This is a genomic window from Filomicrobium sp. (assembly GCF_025698805.1).
GTDB lineage: Bacteria > Pseudomonadota > Alphaproteobacteria > Rhizobiales > Hyphomicrobiaceae > Filomicrobium > Filomicrobium insigne.
Genome location: NZ_JAILWT010000029.1, coordinates 1 through 4,560, shown reverse-complemented (window position 1 = coordinate 4,560; position 4,560 = coordinate 1). Strand labels below are relative to the sequence as shown.

The window sequence follows — 4,560 nt, the reverse complement described above, 5'->3', positions numbered from 1 at the left end:
CGTGGGCCTGGAAGAAGGGGACAACACCGGGATTCAACGTTGTTACCTATACGGGCAACAACGGTACCGGGCGGGCGGTAGCACACGGCTTGGGCAAGGCTCCGGCGATGTTCATCCTCAAGGCGCGTGACAGCGCGCAGAACTGGAAGGTGTGGCACTCGGCGCTGACCCCGACATCTGGTGAATGCACGCTCTCGAACACTGATTCGTGCGGTAACAGCACGGCCATCTGGGACAACACCGCTCCGGACAGCACCAACATCTATGTGGGCAGGAATGGCTGGGGTGGACAGGCGCAGGTGAACGGTAACGGAACCAACTATATTGTCTACGCATGGGCCGAAGTGCCGGGGTTCTCCAGCTTTGGCAGCTACACGGGCAACGGCAGCAACGATGGCCCATTCATCAACACAGGGTTCCGCCCCGCGTTCGTGCTGCTCAAGCAGTCCAGCTCATCGGGCAACAGCTGGCAGCTGGTGGACATGAACCGGCCTGCTTATAACCCGATCGACACGCGTCTCTCGCCGGATGTCACCAACGCGGAAAACAGCGGCGTGATCATGGACCTGCTGTCGAACGGCTTCAAGCTGCGCACCACGAACAATGCGCACAACGCGAACGGGTCCACCTACATCTACGCGGCCTTCGCCGAGGCACCGTTCAAGTACGCCAACGCGCGGTAGGGCGGGCAGGCAAGCGCCTGCTTTACAAGTTCAAGGCTGACTTGATCAGCTCAACTGTAACTTCAGACCGCACCTTCGCCCGGCACCGGACCGCTCTGAGGCGTCAATCGTTTATTTTCTCGCTGCTCGACCAGCAGCTGCCGCAGGTGAGTCTCGCGCTCTTGCCACTCGGGCTTCCCGGCTAGGTTCTCAAGCTCCATTGGATCGCCCGTTACATTGTACAGCTCATATTCGCTGGGCGCGGGTTCTGTTTTGACGCGCTGCTCATAAAGCCGCCGCCGGGTACCATCATCCGTCTTCTCGCGCCCGTGCAGCGTAAGAACCACGTCGCGCACGCCATCCTCGCCGGGCGTACCGGGATTGCTCCAGTAGCGCGGGTGGTCGAAATAGCGCGAGTACTTCCAGACCTCACCGTCGATTTCGGTAATTACCGTCTCGACGTGATTGGGCTGCGCGACGGAATCATATGAAAGCCCGATGAAGTTCTTCTGGTCGAGCCCGCGGCTCGGATCATCGTCCGTCATAAAGAAGACCGGACCGCTCAAACCATCCGGCGCCTCACCCCGGATCAGAGGCGACAGATCGCGCCCCACCAGCGGCAGCGGGTCGGTGAACCCGCCGGCGATCTCCTTGCGCACCGCCTCCGCATCGACACCCGCGAGCCCGAGAATCGTCGGAGCGATGTCGATGTGGCTCGTCGGCATGGTAACCGACTGCGCCTTGGCATTCCCCGGCTGCGCGATGACCAGGGGCACCCTCAGTGCTTCCTCATAGGCCATGTACCATTTCTGGTGCATGCCGCCATGCGATCCTAGCAGGTCGCCATGGTCCGAGGTGAAAATGACAATCGTGTCCTCGAAGAACCGTGACGTCTCCAGCGCGGCCATGACCTCGCCGAGATGCTTATCGACGTCCGCATGCAGCCGGTAATAGAGCCGGTAGTACTCCTGGCTGGCGAACGCCGGCTGCATGAACTGGGAATAAGCTTCCTTGTATGACTGCTGGCAGGACGGTTTGGACTTGAGGTGCTCATGTCGCGTCTTCTCGAATAGGTCCTTGTCGAAGACATCCTCGGGCACGGTGTCCGGAACGCTGAAATCGTATGCCCCCTGCGCGCGCGTCGCGAGGTTCGTGAAAAAGCCCCACAGCGCGATGTCATGCGGGTTGGTGAAGGAGGCCATGACGAACCACGGCGTGTCGTCATCCGACTTCGACAGCTCGCCCAGGAGCCGCACCACCTGCTCGGAGATCGCCGGATCGCGCCCCTGCTGACCCTGCGCCGCGCACGACCCCGACCGCAACGGATCGGACCCATGCGGCTCCGGCCCCACCCAGCCGGAAAACCCGTAAGGCTCCAGCACATCCGCTTGGAGGTAGATGTCCTCCTTCGCCGGATCACGGAACCCCTTCTCGTCGTAGCTGGTGACCACCTGCTCGGTGCCCGGCACCCTGAGGTCCGACTCCGAGATGTGCCACTTGCCCTTCCAGTATGTGCGATACCCGGCTGCCCGCAGATAATTGCCAAGCGTCGGCACCGTGCCCGGCTGCAGCCAGTGCATCTCGGGATCGGTGGCAGCCTTTGCCGCACCGTCCGTATTGGCGACGCCATGCAGCGAGGGATAATGCCCCGTGTAAAGCGACGTCCGGCTCGGCACGCAGGCGACAGAGGCGATGTAGTGCCGTTCAAAGGTGAGCCCGCGCTTCGCAAGGCTCTGCTGCACCGGCAGGTGCGTGTCCCGGAATGTCTTGAGCGCGTCGCTCTCGTAGACAGTCGGATAACGCTGCTCATCGACAAGCAGGAACAAAATGTTGGGCCGGCGTGTAATTCCCGCCGTTTCTGTCTTTGCGGACGCTTCGCTGCCCGCATGTGCACCGCGGCCCGCGATTCCGGCGGCCGCCCCCGCCAAGCCGAGCTTCAATGCTGTACGTCTATTGACATCCTGATGATCGGTCATTGCATTTCCCCCCACGTGGTCGACAATGACACGCGGCATGCACCGGGCGCGTGCGCCAAGGCGGCCATCGTCACTCCCAAAATCCTCTTGGACTGCTGGTTAACAGAGGGCAAAGCGTGAGATCAACTGTAGAAAAGCAACTGCATATCGGAGACTGTCGCGCTTCGTCGCCTTGGGCGCTGCCGCTCACATCGGCGGATGTGGATGCGCTTGTTTGTGATGGCGGTCCAGCATCGCCCGCGCGGCGCGCGGCATTGAAAGCGGCTCCCGGGTTTGCAGCCGCGGTTCGCAAAACCTCCGCAGCGCTCGTCGCGATTCACCATGGCAATCGTGTGCTCAACGCCATCATCAACGATCGTGGACGCTTCTTCGTCACGCTGTTTGTGCTCGATCTTCATTTTCGACGGCCTGACGATGGCATCGGGCTTACACCGGGACGTCTAAAGGAAAGGTGCGTAAAGCAAGGTGTCTGCAGCGCGACGCGAGCCGGTGCACTGCTCGCACTCATGAAGCTCCGAGGATATGTCATAACCGCGCCGGGTGCGGCGCCGGTCGATCGGCGCAGGCGGGAACTGGTGCCCACTGCGAAGCTGATCGCGCACCAGCGAGCGCGCTGGCATTGCCATTTCTCGGCCGCGGCGCCACTTCTTTTGGAGGCTACTCACGCGCTTGAAATGCTCGATCGGCCGGACTTCATGCCGAGGCTCGTCCGCCTTATCAGCGCACACCATTGCGCCGGCTTCCGAATTACCGACCACATACCTTCCACTGGACTGTTCAGCGAGCGCAACGGCGGGATGTTCGTCGTGTTCTCTCTACTGGCAATCGCTGAGGAGGAAGAATTGCGCCGACAGGCGCCGATCCAGACTTCGATCTCAGGGCTCGCCCGCAGTATCAGCGCCTCGCGCGCGCATGTTATCAAGCTGTTGAAGGACGCGGAGGAGCGAGGGCTGCTCAAGCGACCGCGGTCCGGTGGCGTCATCTTGATGCCGCCGCTCGTGGAGGATTTCCACGAGTTCTTCGCGCTCAGCTATCTGTTGCTTTCGCATTTTGCAAGGGTCATAGGCGACTGCAGCGAGACAGTTCGCGTGCGAACCTAGGCTGGTGCTCACCATGCTCCGACTCTAGCAGGGAGCTTTGACGCTTTTCTAGCCACCGGAATGCATGTGTGCGGGGCTGTATGAATATCGTTTGATTGCTGGTGGTGGCGCATGCGTCCTGTTGAAGCCATGATGCGGAAATGGGAGAGGGGGCCGCGCGTTTTGTGCCGCTGAGGGGTAATGCCCCGTTCAAGGCTGCCGGTATTCCGCACAGTGTCCAGGCCGAGCAAGCGTTGCTTGGCGCAATCATGGTCAACAACCGACTTTACGATGATCTGTACGGGCGGTTGGAGGCGGACCATTTCTACGTTCCGCTGCATGGCGCGGTGTTCGGTGCGGTCGAGGCCATCATCAACGGCCGGGGAGGGGAGGCGAACCCGATCACCATTCGGGAGCGGCTTCGGGGAACAAGCTTCGATGCGGATGAGAAGCTGTTTCCGCATCTCACCAGCATGTTTGAGAATGCGGCGTTTGCGGGTGATGCACGAAGTCTGGCCGACGTCATCCTGACGGCCTTCAAGCAACGGCAATTGATGGGCCTTGCGGAGAACCTGCACGCCAAGGCGCGCGATGCGGCGCGGCCGGAGGACGTGGATGGCGTCGTGGAAAGCGCGGGCAGCGAACTGTTCAGGCTTTCCGAGGCAGGTGGGTACAAGACCGGCGCGCGCGGGATGCGTGAGAACCTGATCGAGGTCATCAAGCAGGCGGAAGCGGCGAAGGCGAGTGGTGCGGGCATCACCGGGATTGCGAGCGGGTTTGCCGACCTTGACCGGCTGCTGAGCGGGTTCCAGCGGAGCGACCTGATAATTCTTGGGGCGCGGC

General features: G+C 61.6%; 4 protein-coding genes. 3 read left to right on the top strand and 1 reads right to left on the bottom strand.

Annotation, left to right across the window (positions count from 1 at the left end):
• Nucleotides 1-683 (top strand): DUF7483 domain-containing protein (locus K5845_RS21035; RefSeq protein ID WP_287959961.1); only part of this gene is annotated, 683 nt, incomplete at its 5' end.
• A 62-nt stretch (nucleotides 684-745) separates the two neighbouring features.
• Here K5845_RS21035 and K5845_RS21030 read toward each other — a convergent pair.
• Nucleotides 746-2,638, bottom strand: coding sequence for a sulfatase family protein (locus K5845_RS21030; protein WP_287959960.1), 1,893 nt, complete (start codon nucleotides 2,636-2,638; stop codon nucleotides 746-748).
• A 116-nt stretch (nucleotides 2,639-2,754) separates the two neighbouring features.
• Here K5845_RS21030 and K5845_RS21025 point away from each other — a divergent pair, with 116 nt between their 5' ends.
• Nucleotides 2,755-3,738: a hypothetical protein gene (locus K5845_RS21025; RefSeq protein ID WP_287959959.1), complete on the top strand. Its 984-nt coding sequence runs from the start codon at nucleotides 2,755-2,757 to the stop codon at nucleotides 3,736-3,738.
• Between the two features lie 140 nt (nucleotides 3,739-3,878).
• A partial coding sequence (locus tag K5845_RS21020; protein WP_287959958.1) for a DnaB-like helicase N-terminal domain-containing protein occupies nucleotides 3,879-4,560 on the top strand: 682 nt, incomplete at its 3' end.